Origin of the sequence: Curtobacterium sp. MCLR17_036, assembly GCF_003234445.2 — a bacterium.
Taxonomy (GTDB): Bacteria; Actinomycetota; Actinomycetes; order Actinomycetales; family Microbacteriaceae; genus Curtobacterium.
Genome location: NZ_CP126269.1, coordinates 2,109,072 through 2,129,900 on the forward strand (window position 1 = coordinate 2,109,072; position 20,829 = coordinate 2,129,900).

The following is a 20,829-nucleotide window of genomic DNA, read 5'->3' on the forward strand; positions in this document are numbered from 1 at the left end:
CGTTGTGGAGGCTCGTCCGCTCCGAGCGCAGGCTCCGGTTGCGGACTCCGAGAAGCCTATCAGGTGCGAGAGGCTTCCCGGCTTCTCAGTCGCTCGGACCGGACTTCCCAGGCTCCGTGGAGCCGCCCGACACCTGTCGCGCGCCGTCCGAGGGGTACCCGCTGTCGCCCGGCAGCGACACCCCGACGGGGATGCGTGCCTTGGCCACGGCGACCACGTCGATGACGAGGGAGCCGACGACGCCCGCGATGATCACGAATGCGAGCACCGGGAAGTCCACCCAGTCCTGGTTGCGCAGCAGCACGAGCACCACGATGAACACCACGAACTTGAGCAACCAGGTGCCCATCACGATGCCGAAGAAGGCGCCCGAGATCATCTGCCCCTTCGAGACCCGCAGCGCCACCAGGACACTGACCGCGGTGAGCCCGAGGAACACCACGCTCAGCACGGCGCCGAGCAGGCCACCGAGCAGGCCGGGCGTGTCGGCCACGAGCAGGCCGACGACTCCCCCCACCACCGCCAGGGCGACGGCGAGGACGGCGCCCCACAGGATGATGCGGCGGAACACCGGCCGGACGTGGTCGAGCGCGTTCGGTGCGGTCACGTGATGTCTCCAGGGATCGTGCGGTCGTTGGCTGCCCGGTCGAGCGGGTCGAGGGCGGGGTCCACCACGGCGGCGGAACGGTTGGCGGTCTGGGCGGCGATCTCGGTGCGCTTCCGGCCGAGCGGCGCGAAGGTGGCCACGGCGCACACCGTGAAGCCGACGGCGACGAAGGTGACGACCCAGTACCAGTCGAGGAACAGGAACAGCAGGCAGCCGAAGGCCACGGTGGCCGTCCACGCGTAGAAGATCAGCACCGCGTGGAAGTGCGAGTGCCCCATGTCGAGCAGGCGGTGGTGCAGGTGCTTCCGGTCAGCCGAGAACGGCGACTTGCCGGCGCTGAGCCGTCGGGTCACCGCGAGCCCGAAGTCCAGGATCGGCACGATGAGGATCGCGAACGGCAGCAGGATCGGGATGAAGGCCGGCAGCAGCGCCTGGCGTGTCTGCACCGCTGCTGGATCGATGTTCCCGGTCACGGACACCGCGCTCGTGGCCATGAGGAACCCGACGAGCAGGGCGCCGGCGTCGCCCATGAAGAGCTTCGCGGGGTGCCAGTTGAGGATGAGGAAGCCGAAGCACGAGCCGACGAGCACCGCGGTGAGCAGCGACGGCAGGTTGAAGAAGAACTCGGTCTCGACGACCACGCGGTTGATGAAGAACGTGTACAGGAAGAACACGCCACCGGCGATGATCGCGACGCCCGCCACGAGACCGTCGAGCCCGTCGATGAAGTTCACCGCGTTCATCACGAGCACCACCGCCAGCACGGTGAAGATCAGGCTCATGTACGACGATCCGACGCCGAGCGTGTTCCCGATGGGCAGCGACACGATGGCCACGCCCTGCCACGCGAGGATGCCGGCGGCGATGATCTGCCCCGCGAGCTTCGTCATCCAGTCGAGGTCCCAGATGTCGTCGGCGACACCGAGCACGACGATGATCGTCGCTCCGCCGAGCACCGCCAGCACCCGGCCGGGTTCCGAGAACACCAGCCGGAAGTAGTCGGTCCCCGCGATGGAGGGGAACAGGAACCAGGCGGCCAGCAGCGAGGCGATGACGCCGAGGTACATGGCGATCCCGCCGAGCCGTGGCGTGGGCGTCCGGTGCACGTCCCGCTCGCGGACCTTCGGGTACCACCCGTACCGGAGCCCGAGCTTCCAGACGAGCCAGCTGACGCAGAAGCTCACGACCGCGGCGATCGCCCCCGCCAGCAGGTAGTACTTCATGTGACGAGGTCGGCTCCGACGACCCGGATGATCTCCTCGTCGGGGATCACGCCGTGACGGACGATGCGCAACGTGCCGCCGTCGGAGAGCCCGGTGGCGTCGACGATCGTCGAGCCCGTGGACGCCTCGAAGCCGTCGTGCAGCTCGATCGGTCCGCCGTCCAGGTAGACGGCCACGCTGTCACCGAGCATGCGTTCGGCGTCGTCCGCGTCCATCGCCGCCGGGTCGCCCGTCGAGTTCGCGGAGGACACCGCCAACGGCCCGACCTCCTGCAGCAGCTCGAGCGCGATCCGGGAGTCCGGCATCCGCAGGGCGACCGTGCCCCGCGTCTCGCCGAGGTCCCAGTCGAGCGAGGGCTGCGCCCGGAGGATCACCGTCAGCCCGCCCGGCCAGAACTCGGCGACGAGGTCGCGCACCGCCTGCGGCACGTCGACGGCCAGCGCGTCGAGTGTCGGCGGCCCCGGGATCAGCACCGGCGGCGGCGACTGCCGCGTCCGGCCCTTCGCGTCGAGCAGCCGCTGGACCGCCGTCGCGCTGAAGGCGTCCGCGGCCACGCCGTAGACGGTGTCGGTGGGGACGACGACGAGCTCTCCGCGTCCGAGCGCGGCTCGTGCGAGCCGCATCCCGGTCAGGAGCCCGTCGGAGTCGGTGCAGTCGTATCGGGATGCCATGACTCGACGATGATAGTGCGACACAATGGAGGACATCGTGAACGAGACCTCCGCGCCCCCGCTCCTGTTCCTCTTCGACATGGACGACGTGCTCGTCCGGTACGACTGGCGGGTCCGGATGGCCGCCCTCTCCGACTTCACCGGGCACGAGTTCCAGGAACTCCGTCGCCGCTGGTGGGACTCCGGCAACGAGCAGCGGGCCGAGGCCGGTGGCTTCCTCGACGCCGACGCCTACCTCGCCGCGTTCGCCGAGGCCATGGAGTGCGACGTCCCCGAAGCCGAGTGGGCCCGGATCCGCGGGGCCGCGATGACCGAGCTGCCCGAGCGCATCGAGGCGGTCCGCATCGCGAGCGAGCACGGGCGCGTCGGCCTCCTCACCAACAACGGCCCCCTCGCCGGCCGTTGGATCCACGAGTGGGCCCCGTCGCTGCCGCAGCTCTTCGGCGAGCACCTCGACACCTCGAGCAACTTCGGCGCCCGCAAGCCCGAGCCCGAGGTCTTCCTCCGCGCGCTCGAACACCACGACGTCCCCGCCGAGCGCACCTTCTTCGCCGACGACATGCCGGAGAACGTCGCGGGGGCCCGCAGCGTCGGCATCCACGCGGTCCTGGTCGAACACGACACCGACCTGCGCGACCACGTGCGCGCCTTCGTCGCCGCCCAGCGCGAGGCCTCCCCCGTCGCCTGACCGCGGGCGTTCCGTCCCGTCACGCACGGCACGGGGAGCAGAACCGCGCGTAGTCAGCAGGAACGACGGGGCTCCCCACGCACGGCACAGCTCTCCTGCCCCGGCCAGGAGGCCCGCCCCGCCCCGCCTCGCTCGTTCCGTCCCATCGCGCTCGGCATGGCAAGCAGAATCGCGCGTAGACAGCAGGAAAGAACGGCTCCCTACGCGCGAAAGACCCCACCACGCGCAGAACAGCCCGGCTGGCCCCGGCCAGGAGGCCCGCCCCGCCCCCGCCTCGCTCGTTCCGTCCCATCGCGCTCGGCATGGGAAGCAGGATCGCGCGGAGGAGGCAGGAAGAAACGGCTTCCCACGCGCGGAACAGCACCCCTTGCGCGGAACACCTCGCCTCGCCTCGCCTCGCCCCGGCCAGGAGGCCCGCCCCGCACGTTCCGTCCCATCGCGCCCGGCATGGGAAGCAGAACCGCGCGTAGACAGCAGGAAAGAACGGCTCCCTACGCGCGAAAGACCCCACCACGCGCGGAACAGCACCCGAGCACCCGAGCCCGAGCACCCGAGCCCGAGCACGCGAGCACCCGCCGCGCCCAACCCGCCTAGCGCGTCGCGGTGGTGGTGCGGTCGCGGCCGGTCAGGTCGACGTGCGTCTCGGGGGTGCGGAAGCCGCGGCGCGCCAGGACCTCGCGGACGCCGGCGCCCTGCGGTTCGGCGTGCTCGATGACCAGGACTCCCCCGGGCACCAGCAACCGCCAGGCCGTCTCGGCGAGTGCCCGGACGGCGTCGAGACCGTCCGGCCCGCCGTAGAGCGCCATCGCCGGGTCGTGGTCACGCACCTCGGGGTCGATCGGGATCGCGTCGTCGGGGACGTACGGGGGGTTCGAGACGACGACGGAGACGGTGCCGTCGAGTTCGGGCAGCGCGTCGGCGAGGTCGCCCTCGACGAGCCGGACGGTGCCGCCGTGGGCGTCGACGTTGCGGCGGGTCCAGGGCAGGGCCTCGGGTGAGCGTTCGACGGCGTAGACCACGGCGTTCGGCACCTCGGTGTCCATCCCGATCGCGATCGCACCGCTGCCGGAGCCCAGGTCGACGGCCACCGGCGCGGGCACCGCGGTGGCCCGCAGCGCGTCGATGCCGAACTGCACGACGCCCTCGGTCTCGGGCCGCGGGACGAACACACCGGGTCCCACCGCCAGGGTCAGTGCGCGGAAGTACGCCTCGCCCGTGATGTGTTGCAGGGGCTCGCGCGTGGTGCGCCGGGCGACGGCGTGCCGGAAGCGCGCCACGTGCGACGGCTCGATCGTCCCGCCGATCAGCGCGCGGGCCTGCACGGCGCCGCGCGAGGTGTCGGTCGCCCAGGCGAGCAGGAGCTCGGCGTCGACCTGCGGCGTCGGGACTCCCGCAGCGCCGAGCGCCGCGGACGCCTCCCGCAGGAGGCGATCCGCGGCGAACGTGACGGCCGTGTCGGAGGTGATCCGGGCCTCCTGGCCGTCCGACGGGGCGTCGCTCACGCGTCCTGGTCGCCGATGGCGGCCAGACGTGCCTCTTCGTCCGCCTGGATGGCGGACTGGACGACGGGCTCGAGCGCACCGTTCATCACGCGGTCCAGGTCGTACGCCTTGTAGCCGGTGCGGTGGTCCGCGATCCGGTTCTCCGGGAAGTTGTACGTGCGGATGCGCTCCGAACGGTCCATCCCGCGGATCTGCGACTTGCGCGCGTCCGAGGCGATCGCGTCGAGCTCCTCCTGCTGGCGCGCGAGGATGCGTGCGCGGAGCACGCGCATGCCGGCCTCGCGGTTCTGCAGCTGCGACTTCTCGTTCTGCATCGCCACCGTGATGCCCGTGGGCAGGTGGGTGATGCGGACCGCGGAGTCCGTCGTGTTGACGGACTGGCCGCCCGGGCCGGAGGACCGGTAGACGTCGATCTTCAGGTCGTTCTGGTTGATCTGGACCTCTTCGGGCTCGTCCACCTCGGGGAACACCAGCACGCCGGTGGTCGAGGTGTGGATGCGCCCCTGCGACTCGGTCTGCGGCACGCGTTGCACGCGGTGCACGCCGCCTTCGTACTTCAGGTGCGCCCAGACGCCCTGGGACGGGTCGGTCGCGTTCGACTTGATCGCGACCTGGACGTCCTTGTAGCCGCCGAGGTCGGACTCGGTGCGCTCGAGGAGCTCGACCTTCCAGCCCTTCGTCTCTGCGTAGTGCGAGTACATGCGCAGCAGGTCGGCCGCGAAGAGCGCCGACTCCTCGCCGCCCTCGCCGCCCTTGATCTCCATGATGACGTCGCGGCCGTCGTCGGGGTCCCGCGGGATGAGCAGCCGGCGGAGACGCTCCTGGCGCTCCGACAGCTGCTCCTCGAGGCCGGGGACCTCGTCGGCGAACGCCTCGTCCTCACGGGCGAGCTCCTGGGCGGCGGCGAGGTCGTCCCCCGCCGCCTGCCAGGCCTCGTACGCGGACTTGATCTGGTTGAGCTCGGCGTACCGCCGGTTCACCTTCTTCGCCCGGGCCGCATCGGCGTGGAGCGCGGGGTCCGACAGCTGCTGTGTCAGGTCCTCGTGTTCCGCCAGCAGCCCTGCCACCGACTCGAACACGCGTTACTCCTGGTGACCGTTGTGGTGGGCGCCGCCGGTCGTGGGGACCGACTTCTGCACCTGCACCAGGAACTCGACGTTCGACTGCGTCTCCTTGAGGTTCCGCAGCACGATCTCGAGGGCCTGCTGCGGGTCGAGCCCGGCGAGGGCGCGGCGCAGACGCCACGTGATCGTGACCTCGTCGGCGGAGAGCAGCTGCTCCTCGCGACGGGTGCCCGAGGCGTTCACGTCGACGGCGGGGAAGATCCGCTTGTCGGCGAGGTGCCGGTTCAGGCGGAGCTCCATGTTGCCGGTGCCCTTGAACTCCTCGAAGATGACCTCGTCCATCTTGGAGCCGGTCTCGACGAGCGCGGTCGCGAGGATGGTCAGCGAGCCGCCGTCCTCGATGTTGCGCGCGGCGCCGAAGAAGCGCTTCGGCGGGTACAGCGCCGCCGAGTCGACGCCACCGGAGAGCACGCGGCCCGACGGCGGGGTCGACAGGTTGTACGCACGGCCCAGGCGGGTGATCGAGTCGAGCAGCAGCACGACGTCGTGGCCCAGCTCCACCAGGCGCTTCGCACGCTCGATGGCGAGCTCGGCGACGGTGGTGTGGTCCTCGGCGGGACGGTCGAAGGTCGAGGCGATGACCTCGCCCTTCACCGTGCGCTGCATGTCGGTGACCTCTTCGGGCCGCTCGTCGACGAGGACGACCATGAGGTGCGCCTCGGGGTTGTTCTTGGCGACGGCGTTCGCGATGGCCTGCAGCACGACGGTCTTGCCGGCCTTCGGCGGGGACACGATGAGACCGCGCTGGCCCTTGCCGATCGGCGACACGAGGTCGATGATGCGGGTCGACAGCTTGCCGGGCTCGGTCTCGAGGCGCAGGCGCTCGTTCGGGTACAGCGGGGTGAGGTCGGAGAAGTCGACCCGGGCCGCCGCCTCGTCGGTGGTCTGACCGTTGATCGAGTCGACGGTGACGAGCGCGTTGTACTTCTGGCGGCTCTGCTGCTCGCCGTCGCGCGGCTGCTTGATCGAGCCGACGACCGCGTCGCCCTTGCGCAGGTGGTACTTCTTCACCTGGCCGAGGGAGACGTAGACGTCGCTCGGGCCGGGCAGGTAGCCGGTGGTGCGCACGAAGGCGTAGTTGTCGAGGACGTCGAGGATGCCCGCGATCGGGATCAGGACGTCGTCCTCGGTGACCTCGGGCTCGAAGTCGTCGTTCTGGCCGCCACGGCCGCGCTTGCGGTCACGCTGGCGACGGCTGCGGCCGCCCTCGGTCTCGTCGGCGTTCTGCTGGGCCTGCTTCTGCTGGGCCTGCTTCTGCTGGGCGTTGCCCTGCTTCTGCTGCTCGGCACGGTCGTCCTGCTTGGCGTCGCCCTGCTTCGCGTCACCCTGCTTCTGCTGGGCGTTGCCCTGCTTCTGCTGCTCCGCGCGGTCGTCCTGCTTCTGCTGGCCACCGTTCTGCTGGCCGCCGTTCTGCTGCGCGCCGTTCTGCTGGCCGGCGCCCTGGTCGGCGTTCTGCTGCTCGCCGTTCTCGGCGTTCTGCCCACGGCCGCGACCGCGTCCGCGGCTGCGACGACCGCGGCGCTGGCCGCCCTCGCCCTGCTCGCCGTTCTGGTCCTGCTGCTCGCCGTTCTGGTCCTGCTGGTCGCCGGTCTCGGCGCCGGACTGCTCCGCCTGGTCCGCCGACGTCGGCGACTGCTGGCCCTGCTGCTCCGGCTGGGCTGCTGCCTGGCCCTGCTGGTCGGCACCGCGCTGCCCGCGCCCGCGGCGCTGGCCACCGGCCTGCGCTGCTTCCTGTGCGTCCTTCTCGGCGCGCACCTGGTCGAGGCCCGCGAGCAGGTCCTCGGTGCCGGTGTGCGCGTGGTTCGTGTGCTCGGCGGCCGAGGTCGGCGCGGCGTTCACGGTGCCGCCCGACGAGGCACGGCGCGAGCGACGGGCACGTGACGGCGCGGCCGGGGCGTCGGCGGCGGGAGCGTCGGTGGTGTCGGCGACGGGCGCGTCGGTGGCCGGGGTCGACGCGGCGGGGGTCGCGTCGGCGGTCGGCTCGGGCAGCGTCGGCTGCGTGGTCGCCGGGGCGGCCGGGGTCTCGTCGGCGACGGGGCGCTTGTCCTCGATCGAGGCGATGAGGTCGCCCTTGCGGAGCTTCGAGAGCCCGGTGATGCCGAGCGAGGAGGCGATGCGCTGGAGCTCCGGGAGCCGGAGGGCGCGCAGGTCGGCGGGGATCTCCACCTGGGCGGAGTTGTTGTCGGTCACGGTCGGTGTTTCCTTTCGAACCGCAGAACGCGGAGAGTTTCCACCGTCCCGGACGCACGGGTGTGCGTCGACCGCCGTTCAGACGACGGACCGGGATTCGGTGATCAGAAAGAGATGTGCCCCCGCGCACCGGACCCTGCGACGTCGCAGGAGCTGTCCAGGGGGACGGGCGATCCGTGCGGTTACGCGGGTTCGGCTTCGAGCGCCGAGTGCGCCCCCACTGTAGCACCACCCAGATCGACGGCCAGCATGAGCGCCCGCCAGTCGCTCTGCGCGTGTCGGTCGACCAGGTCGGCGGCCGTCAGGCGCTGCGCCGGGTCGCTGCCGAGCACGAGCAGGCTCGGGCCGGCACCGGAGACCACGGCGGCGAGACCGTGCTGCCGCAGCAACCCGATGAGCACGTCGGTCTCCGGCATCGCGCTCGCCCGGTACGACTGGTGCAGTCGGTCCTCGGTGGCGGCGAGCAGCAGCTCCGGGCTCTGGATGAGCGCCGCGACGAGCAGCGCCGAGCGCGAGACGTTGAACGCGGCGTCGGCGTGCGGGACGTGCTCCGGCTGCAGGGACCGTGCGAGCTTCGTCGACAGGGTCGACGTCGGCACGAACACCACCGGCGCGACACCGCGGTGCACGAGGAGCCGCTTGTACGCCGGCCCGTCGGCGGTCATCCACGCGATCGTGAGCCCGCCGAAGAGCGCGGGCGCGACGTTGTCGGGGTGCCCCTCCATCTCGGTGGCGAGGGCGAGCAGCGTCGACGCGTCGAGGTCGACGACGCCCTCGAGGAGTCCGCGGGCCGCCATCAGCCCGGCGACGATCGCCGCGGCCGACGACCCGAGGCCGCGGCCGTGCGGGATCGCGTTCGTCCCGTGCAGCGCGAGGCCGGGCTGCGGCACGCCCGCGTGCTCGAGGCCGCGGCGCACGGCGCGGACGACGAGGTTCGTGTCGTCCGTCGGGACCTCGCCGGCGCCGACCCCCTCGACCGTGACGGTCGATCCGGGCTCGCGCCGCACGCGGACCGTGACCTCGTCGTACAGCGACAACGCGAGCCCGAGCGAGTCGAACCCCGGGCCGAGGTTCGCCGAGGTCGCCGGCACGCGCACGCGGACCGCGCGCCCGGCGGGCACGCGACCGGCACTGACCACCCGTCCGGCCGGTGCAGCACTGTGGGCGGCGACGCCCTCCCCCGGTCCGGACGAGCGGTCGGCGCTCACTGCTCGCTGACCAGTCCGAGCACGTCGGCGATCGACTTCGTGTCGACCGGCACGCTCGTCGGGGTGACCTCGCCGCCGTCCTGCGTGCGGAGTGCCCACTGCGGGTCCTTCAGACCGTGGCCGGTCACCGTGATGACGACCGTGGCGCCCTTCGGCACCGCGCCCGCGTCGGCGCGCTCGAGCAGCCCGGCGACACCGATGGCCGAGGCCGGCTCGACGAAGACGCCGACCTCGGCGGACAGGATGTGGTGCGCCGCGAGGATCGCCTCGTCGGAGATCGCACCGAAGTAGCCGTCGGTCTCGTCGCGGGCCTCGAGCGCGTACTTCCACGACGCCGGGTTGCCGATGCGGATCGCCGACGCGATGGTGTCCGGGTTCTTGACGACCTCGCCGCGGACGATCGGGGCGGAGCCGGCGGCCTGGAACCCGAACATGCGGGGCAGCTTCGTGCTGCGGCCGGCAGCGACGTCCTCGCGGTAGCCGCGCGAGTACGCGGTGTAGTTGCCCGCGTTGCCGACGGGCAGGAAGTGGAAGTCCGGCGCGTCGCCGAGCACGTCGACGACCTCGAACGCGGCGGTCTTCTGCCCCTCGATGCGGTCGTTGTTGACCGAGTTGACGAGGTGCACCGGGTAGTTGGCCGCCAGGTCGCGGGCGATGTCGAGGCAGTCGTCGAAGTTGCCCTGCACCTGCAGCAGCTGAGCATCGTGGGCGACGGCCTGGCTGAGCTTGCCCATGGCGATCTTGCCCTCCGGTACGAGCACCGCTGCGGTGATGCCGGCGTGGGTCGCGTACGCGGCGGCCGAGGCGCTCGTGTTGCCCGTCGAGGCACAGATGACGGCCTTCGCGCCGTGCTCGACGGCCTTCGAGATCGCCATCGTCATGCCGCGGTCCTTGAAGGACCCGGTCGGGTTCATGCCCTCGAACTTGACGTAGACCTGGGCGCCGGTGCGCTCGGACAGTCGACGGGCCGGGATGAGGGGCGTGCCGCCCTCGCCGAGCGTGACGATCGGCGTCGCCGCCGTCACGTCGAGTCGGTCGGCGTACTCGCGCAGGACACCCTGCCACTGGTGGGCCATCAGGCTTCTCTCTCTGTCCGGTGGGTCGGTCTGGTGGTGGTGCGGGTCGGTCGGGAGGCCCGTGGTGCGTCAGGCGCCGACGAAGCGCAGGACACTGGTCACGTCCAGGACGACGTCCTCGCCGCGGAGGGCCGCGACGGTGTCCGCCAGGTCCGACTCGCGTGCCAGGTGGGTCCCGATGACGAGCGCGGCGGTCTGCTCCGCGGCACCCTCGGTGGTCTGCTCGACGGTCTCGACGCTCACGCCGTGCTTCGCGAGCACCCCGGCGACGGTCGACAGCACGCCGGGGGCGTCGGCGACCTGCAGGGCGATCTGGTAGCGGGTGCGCACCGTGCCGATCGGGAAGACCGGCAGCGCAGACTGCGTCGACTCGGCGACGCCGGGGCCGCCGATGACGTGCCGACGGGCGGCGGAAACGAGGTCGCCGAGCACGGCCGAGGCCGTCTCGACGCCGCCGGCACCGGCGCCGTAGAACATGAGGTCGCCGGCGGCCTCGGCCTCGACGAAGACGGCGTTCTTCGCGCCGTGCACGCTCGCGAGCGGGTGCGACTCGGGGACGAGCGCGGGGTAGACGCGGGCGCTGACGCCCTCGCGGCCGTCCGCGTCGGTCAGGCGCTCCGCGGTCGCGAGGATCTTCACGACGTAGCCGGCCTTGCGGGCGGCGCGGACCTGGTCGATGGTCACGTGGGTGATGCCCTCGCGGTGCACGGCGGCGAGCGGCACCGAGGTGTGGAACGCCAGCGACGCCAGGATCGCGGCCTTCTGCGCGGCGTCGTAGCCCTCGACGTCGGCCGTCGGGTCGGCCTCGGCGTACCCGAGCTCGGTCGCGGTGGCCAGGGCGTCCTCGAACGTGGCGCCCTCGCGGTCCATCAGGTCGAGGATGAAGTTCGTGGTGCCGTTGACGATGCCCATGATCCGCTCGATGCGGTCGCCCGCGAGCGAGTCGTGCAGCGGACGGATGATCGGGATCGCCCCGGCGACGGCCGCCTCGTAGTACAGCTGCGCGCCGACCTGCTCGGCCGCGGCGAACAACTCCGGACCGTGGGTCGCGAGGAGCGCCTTGTTGCCGGTGACGACGTCGGCCCCGGACTGCAGCGCCTGCAGGACGAGCGTGCGCGCCGGCTCGATGCCGCCGATGAGCTCCACCACGATGTCGGCGCCGAGGATGAGCGACTCGGCGTCGGTGGTGAAGAGGTCCTTCGGCAGGTCGACGTCGCGCGCGGCGTCGACGTCCCGCACGGCGATCCCGACGAGCTCGAGCCCGGCACCCGCGCGTGAGGCGAGCTCGTCGCCGTGCTCGAGGAGGAGCCGCGCGACCTGGGATCCGACCGAGCCGGCCCCGAGCAGCGCGACGCGGACGTTGCGGTATTCGATCATCTGGTGGTTCCTGTCATCGGGCCGCGGCCCGTCGGGTCGGGGGTCAGTGGCCGCTGCCGTCGAGGGGCACGGGCACGACCCCGGTGTCACGGGCGAGGAGGTCGTCGATCGACTCGCCCCGCACGAGGATACGGGCTGTGCCGTCGGCGACCGCGACGACCGGCGGGCGTCCGACGTGGTTGTAGTTGCTCGAGAGCGCCCAGCAGTACGCACCGGTGGCGGCGACGGCGAGCAGGTCGCCGCGCTGCACGTCGCCGGGCAGGTACTCGTCCTGCACCACGACGTCACCGCTCTCGCAGTGCTTGCCGACGACCCGGGTGAGCACCGCCGGCGCCTCGGACGTCCGGGCCAGCCGGGCCGTGTAGTCGGCGCCGTACAGGGCGGGGCGGGCGTTGTCGCTCATCCCGCCGTCGACGGACACGTAGGTGCGGGTCGCGGCGTGGGCGGTCGGCGCGTCGGCGGCGAGGGCGTGGTCCTCGGTCGCGAGCACCTGCTCGGTCCCGTCGGACACGGGCGGCTCGAGCTCCAGCGTCACGGGCTTGATCGTGCCGACGGAGTACAGCGTGATGCCGGCCGGGCCGACGATGTAGCGGCCGGGTTCGACCGCGATCTCCGGCACCGGGACGTCGCGCTCGGCGCACGCCTCGGCGACGATCGTGGCGAGTGCCTCGGCGACGTCCTCCGGCGCGAAGGCCGCGTCGGCCTCGGTGTAGTCGATGCCCCAGCCACCGCCGAGGTTGAGCTCCGGCACCGGGCCGGACGCGACCAGGGTGGCGTGCACGTCCACGAGGCGCCGAGCGGCCTCGCGGAAGCCCGACTCGTCGAAGATCTGCGACCCGATGTGCGAGTGCAGGCCGACGAACGCGAGCGAGGGCTCGGCACGGACGGCCTCGGCAGCGGTGACGGCCTCGGTCAGCGGGATGCCGAACTTCTGGTCCTCGCGCGCCGTGGCCAGGTAGTCGTGGGTCGAGGCGTGCACCCCGCTGTTGATCCGGATGCGGACGCGCTGCACGACCCCGGCGTCGGCGGCGGCGCGGGCGACGCGCTGCACTTCCTCGTGGCTGTCGAGCACGATGGTGCCGACACCGACCTCGACCGCACGGGCGATCTCGGCGTCCGACTTGTCGTTGCCGTGGAACCCGAGCCTCGCCGGGTCGATGCCGCCGGCCAGGGCGACCGCGAGCTCGCCACCGGTGCAGACGTCGACGCGCAGGCCCGCCTCGGCCATCCACGCCACGACCTGCGTCGTCAGGAACGCCTTGCCGGCGTAGTAGACGTGCGCCCGCGTGCCGATCCGGCCGAACGCCTCGGCGAAGGCGTCGCGGACCCGCACGGCGCGGGACTGCACGTCGCGCTCGTCGACCACGTAGAGCGGCGTACCGAACTGCGCGACGAGGTCCGTCGCGGTGACACCGCCCACGACCAGCGTGCCGTCGTCCGTCCGCGTCGCGGACGCTGGCCAGATGCGGTCCACCAGTTCGGAGGCGTCCGTCGGGAACCGCAGTCGCTGCGGGGCAAGGGGGTTCTCGCTCACGGGACCCGATCCTAGCGAGCCGAACCGCGCCTCCTCGTCGTGTGACGGAACCGCGTCGTCAGCCGCAGCTGCCGACGGTGCGGAGTCCCTGCTCGGTGAGGGGCAGGGCGTCGGCGGTGATGCGCACCGTGGCCTGCCGCTGCGAGACGTCGAAGGAGCGGACGCGGAGCGCCTCCGGCAGGAACGTCGCCGTGCACACCTGCACGGGCACGTTCGTGACGCCGGGGATCTTCTCGAGCTGCAGGCCGAGGGCCGAGTTCGTGATGCGCACCGTCTTCGGCGTGATCGTCACGCCCTTGCCGTCGTCCTGCGCGACGACCTGGCCGCGGGCCGCGTAGGTGATGTCGTAGCCGAGCACGGCCGTCGAGCCGGAGAGCTCGACGCCGCCGTCCACCAGGGTCATCCGGTCGAACAGCGGGCTGTACTTCGCCAGGTCCTTGATGCTCGACGCCGCGAGCGTGACGTGTCCGTCGACGTCGTGCACGTCGCCCTTCCCGTCGACCGGGACGTCCTCGGCGGTGACCTCGGCGGCGAGCGGGACGCCGTCGACGGTGAGCTTCGACGACGAGATCGCCACCCGGTCGAGCGTGCCGCGGAGGAGCTGCGGGATGACGATGCCGTCGGCGTGCGCGTCCACCTGGCCGGTCGTGCCGTCGGGCAGCGCCTGCTCGACCTGCTCGGCGATGATGCGGTCGACGACGCCGCGGAGCACGAACTCGGCGACGACGACGAGTCCGGCGAGCACGACGAGCACCACGACGAGGACGACGGGCCAGCGACGGCGCTTCCGGGGGGTCTCGGTGGCGGCGGACATGCGTCCCACCCTGCCAGGCGCTCCCGGCAGCGCGCCGGGAGGTGCGGGGTGGCGGTCGTGCACACCGCGGGACGGACACAGCACCGCGGGAAGCTGCGGTGCTGTGTCCGGAACCTGGCTCTGCGCGAAGTACTACATGCGCGAGGGGGCGCTCACGCCGAGCAGCCCGAGGCCGTTGCGCACGACCTGGCCGGTGGCGTCGTTCACCCAGAGGCGGGTGCGGTGCAGGTCGGTCACCGGCTCGTCGCCGAGGGGCGTCACGCGGCAGGAGTCGTACCAGCGGTGGTAGAGCCCGGCGAGCTGCTCGATGTACCGGGCGATGCGGTGCGGCTCGCGCAGCTCGGCGGCCTGGCGCACGACGCGCGGGTACTCGGCGAGGGCCCCGAGCAGCGCCCCCTCGGACTCGTGCGTCAGCAGCGAGGCGTCGAAGGCGGAGCGGTCGACCCCGGCGGCAGCGGCGTTGCGCGCGACCGACTGCGTGCGGGCGTGGGCGTACTGGACGTAGAAGACGGGGTTGTCGTTCGTGCGCTTGGTGAGCAGGTCGAGGTCGATGTCGATCGAGGTGTCGCTCGCGAACCGCACGAGGGCGTAGCGGCCGGCGTCCACGCCGACGGCGTCGACGAGGTCCTCCATCGACACGATCGTGCCGTTGCGCTTCGACATCCGGAACGGCTGCCCGTCCTTGAGCAGGTTGACCATCTGCCCGATGAGGATCTCGAGGTTCTTGCCCGGTTCGTCACCGAACGCGGCGCACATCGCCATCATGCGGCCGACGTAGCCGTGGTGGTCGGCGCCGAGCATGATGAGGTTGCGCTCGAACCCGCGCTCGCGCTTGTCGAGGTAGTACGCCAGGTCGCCGGCGATGTAGGCGGGCTCGCCGTCGGACTTGATGACGACGCGGTCGCGGTCGTCGCCGAAGTCGGTCGTGCGGAGCCAGAGCGCCCCCTCGGCCTCGTACATCATGCCGAGCGACCGCAGCCGCTCGATCGCGCGGTCGACCGCCTTCGACTCGTGCAGGGCGTTCTCGTGGAAGTAGACGTCGAAGTCCACGCCGAAGTCGTGCAGCGAGGACTTGATGTCGGCGAACATGAAGTCGACGCCCTCGCGGCGGAAGAGCTCCTGCGCCTCGTCGCGCGGCATGTCGCTGACGTCGGTGCCAGCGGGCAGCGTCGCGATGACACGGGCGGCGATCTCGGCGATGTAGGAGCCGCCGTAGCCGTCCTCCGGGGTCGGCTCGCCGAGCGCGCTCGCGACGAGCGACCGGGCGAAGCGGTCGATCTGCGCGCCGTGGTCGTTGAAGTAGTACTCCCGGGTGACCAGGCCGCCCTGCGCCTGGAACACGCGGGCCAGCGAGTCGCCGACGGCCGCCCAGCGCACGCCGCCCATGTGGATGGGGCCGGTCGGGTTCGCGGACACGAACTCCAGGTCGATGCGGACGCCGTCGTACAGGTCGCCGTGCCCGAAGGACTCGCCGCCGTCGACGATCGTGCGGGCGATCTCCCCCGCAGCCGCGGCGTCGAGCGTGATGTTGATGAAGCCCGGGCCGGCGATGTCCACCGATGCCACGCCGTCGAGCTCCGTCAGCTCGCCCGCGATCTCGGTCGCGAGGTCGCGGGGGTTCGTGCCGAGCCGCTTCGCGAGCTGCATGGCGGCGTTCGACGCCCAGTCGCCGTGCGCGCGGTTCTTCGGCCGCTCGAGCGCCACGTGGGACTCCCCGATCGTCACGGTCTCGGACGCGCCTCGTCGCTCGACGATCCCGGTCAGGATCGACAGGTACGCGGCGGAGAGTTCGGCAGGAGTCACGGCGGACGAGTCTACCGGGACACCCAGGTGCACGCCGGACGATGCACCATCATGTCGGGATGACGACCCGCAGCCGTGCCCGGGCGATCACCCTCGCCGTCGCCGCCTCCGTCGCCGCGCTCGTGCTGACTGGCTGCTCGGGCGGCGGGGACCGCGCTCCGTCGGCCAGCGCGACCCCGGTCGGGACGCCGGTGTCGCAGTCCTGCGCCGCGCTGCTGCCGAGCGCCGCCCTGTCCGTCTACGGCGAGACCTTCGCGCTCGACGACTCGTACCGGCCGGCCGCGCGGACCCCGGCCGCGACGATCGCCGCCCAGCGCGGCCGCGTCTGCCGGTTCCGCAGCGCCGGCGACGACGCCACGACGATCACACTGGCCGTCGCCGACCTGCCTGAGAAGTCGCTCACGAACCTGAAGGACGCCCTGTTCGAGCGCGGCGGTTCCGTGCCGACCTACCGGGTCGAGGGCTACTTCTCGTTCGCCGACGGGGTCGGTCGGGCCGACGCGTTCGCCGACCCGTACTGGATCACCGCGCAGTCGACGCTCTTCACCGAGCCCGGGGGCGCCCAGCCCGTCATCGACGCCGCTCGCTCCGCCCTGCAGGCAACCGCCTCCGCCACACCGGCGGGCTGACGGACGGCGTCCGCCGCTGCGGACGCTGACGGCAGCGAGCGGCGAGCGACGGGCTCGCCCAGCGGGCAAGGCGCAGCAGGCAGGACGCCGCGAGCAGGGCGCAGCGGGCAGGGCGCGGCGGGCAGGGCGAAGCGGGAGGTGACGGACGGGAGGCGCGGTGCCAGGCCGCCACGGGCCTCCCGTCCGTCGTCAGCCCCGTCCTGCGCCGCGCGCGACACGCGCTGTCCGGAAGCGCTCCCGGGACCTGCTACGGTTGGTGACACCCCTCGGCCCCCATAGCTCAGGGGATAGAGCACTGCCCTCCGGAGGCAGGGGCGGAGGTTCGAATCCTCCTGGGGGCACACTTCTCATCCTCTCGCGGCTGCGCAGCCCGCCGGCTCGTCGTCCCACCGGGCCACGCATCGTCGTGACACCCCGTGTTTCCCTGCGCGTCACCTCGGGTCACTACGCTCCTGGGCCGGTCGTCCCGCACGCGGCCGGGAAACGAGCACGATGACCCCCGACGCCCCCGCCGGCACCGTGCAGCAGGAGCTCGCGCGCGCGGCCCACGCGCCCGCGCCCCGCACCCTGCTCGACGTCCTCGCCGCGACGGCCGCCGCGCACCCCGACGCCACCGCGCTCGAGGACCCCGACGGCACCCTCGACTACGCCGCCCTGCTGCGCACCGTGCACGAGCGGGCCGACGACCTGGCCCGGCGGGGCGTCCGGCGGGGCGACCGGGTCGGGGTGCGGATCCCCTCCGGCGGACGTGACCTGTACCTGTCGATCCTCGCCGTGCTCGCCGCGGGGGCCGCCTACGTGCCCGTCGACGCCGACGACCCCGAGGAACGCGCCACGCTGGTGTTCGGCGAGGCCGGTGTCGTCGGCGTGATCGGTGCGGGCGGCGTCCTGCGGGACCGCGACGGCGCCGAGCTGCCGGTGACGGACCCTGCGGCGAGCGCCGAGCTCCCCCGCGAGACCGACGACGCGTGGATCATCTTCACCTCCGGTTCGACGGGTGTGCCCAAGGGTGTGGCGGTCACCCACCGCAGTGCTGCGGCGTTCGTGGACGCCGAGGCCCGGATGTTCCTGCAGGCGGCGCCGATCGGTCCGGGTGACCGGGTGCTGGCGGGGCTGAGCGTGGCGTTCGACGCGTCGTGCGAGGAGATGTGGCTGGCGTGGGGGCACGGCGCGGCGCTGGTGCCGGCGCCCCGGTCGTTGGTGCGGACGGGGGTGGACCTCGGGCCGTGGCTCATCGCGCACGCGATCACGGTGGTGTCGACGGTGCCGACGCTCGCGGCCCTCTGGCCGGACGACGCGCTCGAGCAGGTACGACTGGTGATCTTCGGTGGTGAGGCGTGCCCGCCGGAGCTGGCGGCGCGCATCGCCTCGCGCGATCGGGAGCTCTGGAACACGTACGGTCCGACCGAGGCCACCGTCGTCGCGTGCGGCGCGCTGATGGACGGCGGGTCACCGGTGCGGATCGGGTTGCCGCTGGACGGGTGGGACCTGGCCGTCGTCGACGCGTCGGGTGTCCGTGTTGCGCCCGGTGGTGTCGGGGAGCTGGTGATCGGTGGTGTCGGGCTGGGGCGGTACCTGGACCCGGCGAAGGACGCCGAGAAGTACGCGCCGTTCCCCGAGCTCGGGTGGGAGCGGGCGTACCGGAGCGGGGACCTGGTGCGGTACGAGCCCGAGGGGCTGGTGTTCCAGGGGCGTGCGGACGACCAGGTGAAGCTCGGTGGTCGGCGGATCGAGCTCGGCGAGGTCGACGCGGCGCTGCAGGCCCTGGACGACGTCGCCGGCGGTGCCGCGGTGGTGCAGCGGACACCCGCGGGCAACCAGGTGCTGGTCGGGTACGTCGCCCCGGTGTCCGGCGCGACGGTGGACGTGGCCGCGGCCAACGTCCGGCTGCGGCAGGAGCTGCCCGCGGCCCTGGTTCCGCTGGTCGCGGTGGTCGACTCCCTGCCGACGCGGACGTCGGGCAAGGTCGACCGCGCGGCGCTGCCGTGGCCGTTGCCCGGGGCATCGGACGCGGCGGTGCTGCCGGACACGGTGGCGTGGATCGCCGAGCGGTGGTCGGCGATCCTCGGGGTGCCGGTGGTGAGCGTCGACGACGACTTCTTCGCGCACGGCGGCGGGTCGTTGACGGCGGCGCAGCTCGTGTCGGCCGTCCGGGAGCGGTTCCCGACGACGACGGTCGCGGACGTGTACGACCACCCGCGGATCGGGGCGTTGGCGGCGGCGCTCGACGAGTCCGGGCCGGTGTCGGCCTCGGCGCGCGACGTGGCTCCGGTCCCCCCGGCGACGGGCCTGCTCATGACGTTGCTCGGACTGCCGGTGCAGGTGCTCCGGGGGCTGCGGGTGCTGACCTGGACGGCGCTGGTGGCGGCGGTGCTGCACGCGACGACGCTGCCGTTCCTGCCGGTGCTGCCCTGGCCGGTGCTCGTGCTGGCGCTCCTGGTGTTCGTGACGCCGATCGGCAAGATGGCGGTGACCGTGGTGCTGGCGCGGCTGCTGCTCGCCGGGGTCCGGCCGGGGTCGTACCCCCGTGGCGGTCCGGTGCACCTGCGGGTGTGGCTGGCCGAGCGCATCGCCGAGGCGGTCGACGGCCCCTCGACGGCGGGCGCCCCGTGGATCAGCTACTACGCCCGGGCGCTCGGGGCGCGGATCGGCCGGGACGTCGACCTGCACACGCTGCCACCCGTGACCGGGATGCTCACGATCGGCAGGCGTGCGTCGATCGAGCCCGAGGTCGACCTGGCCGGGCACTGGCTCGACGGCGACGTGTTCCACCTGGGGCACGTGCGCGTCGACGAGGACGCCGTGGTGCGCAGCCGGACGACGCTGCTGCCGGGGGCGCACGTCGGTGCGGGTGCCGAGGTCACCGCCGGTTCCGCGGTCGGCGGGCCGGTCCCGGCAGGCGAACGCTGGGCAGGGGCGCCGGCGGAGCGCGTCGGGTCGGCCCGTGACGACCGGGAGGCCCGCCCCGCCGCCCGCAGGCGCTGGCTGCTCGCGTACGGGGCCGGGTCCCTGGCCGTGGCCGGGTTGCCGGTGGTCGGCGTCGCGGTCGGACTGCTCGTCGCGGTCGCCCTGGTCGGGCGGGCGTCGACCCTGGGCGACGCGCTGCTCCGAGCGCTCGTGACGGTCCCCCTGGCGACGGTCGTCGCCGGTGCGGTGTACGCGCTGCTGGTGGTGGTCGCGGTGCGGCTGCTCGGCCTCGGCCTGCACGAGGGGCGGCACCCGGTGCGTTCCCGGATCGGCTGGCAGGTGTGGTCGACCGAGCGGGTGCTCGACGCGGCGCGCACCCTGCTGTTCCCGCTGTACGCCTCGCTCGTGACGCCGGTGTGGCTGCGGCTGCTCGGCGCTCGGGTCGGTCGGGACACCGAGATCTCGACGGTGCTGCTCATCCCCGCGCTGACGCAGATCGCGTCGGGGGCGTTCCTGGCCGACGACACGATGGTGGCGACGTACGAGCTCGGCGGCGGTCGGGTGCGGATCGGTCGGTCGAAGGTCGGCCGTCGGGCGTTCCTCGGCAACAGCGGGATGACGGGCGCCGGACGTTCGGTGCCGCGCGAGGCCCTGGTGGCGGTGCTGTCCGCGGTGCCGAAGAAGGCCAAGCGCGGGTCGTCGTGGCTCGGGACCCCGCCGGTGCGGCTGCGGCGTGCGGCGACGGCGTTCGACGAGGCACGGACCTTCCGCCCGTCCAGGCGGCTGAAGGTCGCCCGCGGCTGCTGGGAGCTGCTGCGCCTGGTCGCTCCGATGGTCTCCGCCGCCGTCGCGCTCGGCGTGGCCGGAGCACTGCTGGCGCTGTGGTCGGCCGTCGGGATCGGGTGGACGGTGCTGCTCGCCGGGCCGGTGCTCATCGCCGCCGGAGCCGTCGCCGCCGTGGTGTCGACGATCGCGAAGTGGGCGTTCGTCGGCCGGATCACCGCCCGGGAGCACCCGCTGTGGTCGTCGTTCGTCTGGCGCAACGAGGTGCAGGACACCTTCGTCGAGACCGTCGCCCGGCCGTGGTTCGCCGAGCAGGCCACGGGCACCCCCGCGCTGGCCGTCTGGCTGCGGAGCCTCGGTGCGACGATCGGCCGCGGCACCTGGCTCGAGACGTACTGGCTGCCGGAGGCCGACCTCGTGTCGATCGGTGCCGGCGCCTCGGTGGCGCGGGGCACCGTGGTGCAGACGCACCTGTTCCACGACCGGGTGATGCAGCTCGACGCCGTCCGGCTCGACGCGGGCGCGACGCTCGGGCCGCACAGCGTCGTCCTGCCCGCGGCGGGCATCGGCACCGGGGCGACCGTCGGGCCCGCCTCGCTCGTCATGCGGGGCGAGCAGGTGCCGGGCGGGTCCCGCTGGTCCGGCAACCCGATCGCGCCCTGGGCAGCGGACCGTCCGGCGTGATGTTGACTG

The 20,829-nt window shown here is 72.8% G+C and carries 15 protein-coding genes and 1 tRNA gene; 4 read left to right on the forward strand and 12 right to left on the reverse strand.

The window, feature by feature from the left end; genetic code table 11:
• Positions 1-85: 85 nt before the first annotated feature.
• From DEI99_RS09920 to DEI99_RS09930, 3 genes are read right to left on the reverse strand one after another with little or no spacing between them, the layout of a single operon-like run.
• The gene (locus tag DEI99_RS09920) at positions 86-607 is read right to left on the reverse strand and encodes a Cg1360 family ATP-synthase-associated protein (RefSeq protein ID WP_181434472.1); all 522 of its coding nucleotides are present in this window, start codon (positions 605-607) and stop codon (positions 86-88) included.
• Complete coding sequence (locus tag DEI99_RS09925) at positions 604-1,830, reverse strand: MraY family glycosyltransferase (protein WP_071255927.1); 1,227 nt, start codon at positions 1,828-1,830, stop codon at positions 604-606. Before DEI99_RS09925 ends, DEI99_RS09920 begins: the two co-directional genes overlap by 4 nt.
• Entirely contained in the window at positions 1,827-2,501 is a 675-nt protein-coding gene (locus tag DEI99_RS09930; protein WP_071255930.1) for an L-threonylcarbamoyladenylate synthase, read from the reverse strand. The genes DEI99_RS09925 and DEI99_RS09930 overlap by 4 nt, the downstream gene beginning before the upstream one ends.
• Positions 2,502-2,538: 37 nt before the next feature.
• Between DEI99_RS09930 and DEI99_RS09935 the strand changes: the two genes are divergently transcribed.
• Entirely contained in the window at positions 2,539-3,189 is a 651-nt protein-coding gene (locus DEI99_RS09935) for an HAD family hydrolase (protein ID WP_181434473.1), read from the forward strand.
• 590 nt (positions 3,190-3,779) lie between these two features.
• Here DEI99_RS09935 and prmC read toward each other — a convergent pair.
• The 9 genes from prmC to argS all read right to left on the reverse strand — a co-directional run bounded on the left by prmC (position 3,780) and on the right by argS (position 15,817).
• The gene (gene prmC / locus DEI99_RS09940) at positions 3,780-4,655 is read right to left on the reverse strand and encodes a peptide chain release factor N(5)-glutamine methyltransferase (RefSeq protein WP_111042077.1); all 876 of its coding nucleotides are present in this window, start codon (positions 4,653-4,655) and stop codon (positions 3,780-3,782) included.
• Between the two features lie 32 nt (positions 4,656-4,687).
• Positions 4,688-5,770: a peptide chain release factor 1 gene (gene prfA, locus DEI99_RS09945; RefSeq protein ID WP_071255935.1), complete on the reverse strand. Its 1,083-nt coding sequence runs from the start codon at positions 5,768-5,770 to the stop codon at positions 4,688-4,690.
• Positions 5,771-5,773: 3 nt separating this feature from the next.
• The gene (gene rho / locus DEI99_RS09950) at positions 5,774-8,005 is read right to left on the reverse strand and encodes a transcription termination factor Rho (RefSeq protein WP_111042065.1); all 2,232 of its coding nucleotides are present in this window, start codon (positions 8,003-8,005) and stop codon (positions 5,774-5,776) included.
• 182 nt (positions 8,006-8,187) lie between these two features.
• On the reverse strand, positions 8,188-9,126 hold the full coding sequence (gene thrB / locus DEI99_RS09955) for a homoserine kinase (RefSeq protein ID WP_111042078.1): 939 nt from the start codon (positions 9,124-9,126) through the stop codon (positions 8,188-8,190).
• Between the two features lie 83 nt (positions 9,127-9,209).
• Complete coding sequence (gene thrC, locus DEI99_RS09960) at positions 9,210-10,289, reverse strand: threonine synthase (RefSeq protein WP_071255939.1); 1,080 nt, start codon at positions 10,287-10,289, stop codon at positions 9,210-9,212.
• A gap of 69 nt (positions 10,290-10,358) precedes the next feature.
• Positions 10,359-11,666: a homoserine dehydrogenase gene (locus tag DEI99_RS09965; protein ID WP_071255944.1), complete on the reverse strand. Its 1,308-nt coding sequence runs from the start codon at positions 11,664-11,666 to the stop codon at positions 10,359-10,361.
• Between the two features lie 43 nt (positions 11,667-11,709).
• Positions 11,710-13,200, reverse strand: coding sequence for a diaminopimelate decarboxylase family protein (locus tag DEI99_RS09970; RefSeq protein ID WP_111042066.1), 1,491 nt, complete (start codon positions 13,198-13,200; stop codon positions 11,710-11,712).
• 58 nt (positions 13,201-13,258) lie between these two features.
• Positions 13,259-14,014, reverse strand: coding sequence for a DUF2993 domain-containing protein (locus DEI99_RS09975; RefSeq protein WP_111042067.1), 756 nt, complete (start codon positions 14,012-14,014; stop codon positions 13,259-13,261).
• Between the two features lie 132 nt (positions 14,015-14,146).
• Positions 14,147-15,817, reverse strand: coding sequence for an arginine--tRNA ligase (gene argS, locus DEI99_RS09980; RefSeq protein ID WP_111042068.1), 1,671 nt, complete (start codon positions 15,815-15,817; stop codon positions 14,147-14,149).
• Between the two features lie 59 nt (positions 15,818-15,876).
• Here argS and DEI99_RS09985 point away from each other — a divergent pair, with 59 nt between their 5' ends.
• From DEI99_RS09985 to DEI99_RS09995, 3 genes are all read left to right on the forward strand, one after another.
• Positions 15,877-16,446 (forward strand): hypothetical protein, encoded by a 570-nt coding sequence (locus DEI99_RS09985; RefSeq protein WP_111042069.1) that lies wholly within the window; start codon positions 15,877-15,879, stop codon positions 16,444-16,446.
• Positions 16,447-16,715: 269 nt separating this feature from the next.
• A tRNA-Arg gene (locus DEI99_RS09990) sits at positions 16,716-16,787 on the forward strand.
• A 151-nt stretch (positions 16,788-16,938) separates the two neighbouring features.
• Positions 16,939-20,820, forward strand: coding sequence for a Pls/PosA family non-ribosomal peptide synthetase (locus DEI99_RS09995; protein WP_111042070.1), 3,882 nt, complete (start codon positions 16,939-16,941; stop codon positions 20,818-20,820).
• The last annotated feature ends 9 nt before the right edge of the window (positions 20,821-20,829 follow it).